A 635-nucleotide genomic window follows, 5' to 3' on the forward strand; every position below is an offset into this window, starting at 1 on the left:
AGTGCTGCGTTGGGCGGCGGCGGTTGGCATGGCCTTTACCGGGTTGATCGGGCTGTCGCCACTGTCGTCGGAAGAGCGCGAACGGCTTTTCGAACGGCTGCTCGATGAGCCGTCGTGGACGAGCCGAAGTGCACCCGGGTCGCCGTCAACCTAGGGCAGTGCACTGTACGCGTTCCGGCGATTGTCGCCATTGGCATCGCACCGGCAGGGCTAAAAAGTCGGGCAGTCACGAGCCGGTCGGGCTATTTGAGCCGTTCCTGTCACGCTCATGCGGGCCGGCGTGAGCGTCCCAGATCAACCGTGGATCGAACTGCATTGTGGCCGTCATCGTCAGCAGGACCACGGCTGCAAAGGCGACCGCGCCCCAGCCCGACGTCGCAGAAGCGACAGACCTGAAATTGACGAGCGCGATCGTAAGCGCAATGACAAAAATATCGAGCATTGACCAGCGGCCGAGGCGCTCAATGACCCGGAACAGCTTCGTCCCCACCAACGGATGGCAGCGCGAAGTACAACCCGCTGTCCAGGCGAGGAACGCGAGCGCGACGAGCTTGAGTAGCGGGAAAGCGACGCTCGCGATGAAGACAACCGTAGCAATCGCCCAGTCCCCACTGCGCCAGAAATGAACAATGCCG

Annotated in this window: 1 protein-coding gene; it reads right to left on the reverse strand. The window is 62.5% G+C overall.

Annotated elements, in window-relative coordinates; translation table 11 throughout:
- Window positions 1–226: 226 nt before the first annotated feature.
- Window positions 227–635: paraquat-inducible protein A (locus U5A65_RS40720; RefSeq protein WP_321949725.1), on the reverse strand; the 409-nt coding region annotated here is incomplete at its 5' end.

The organism is Paraburkholderia sp. J10-1 (assembly GCF_905220165.1).
Lineage (GTDB): Bacteria > Pseudomonadota > Gammaproteobacteria > Burkholderiales > Burkholderiaceae > Paraburkholderia.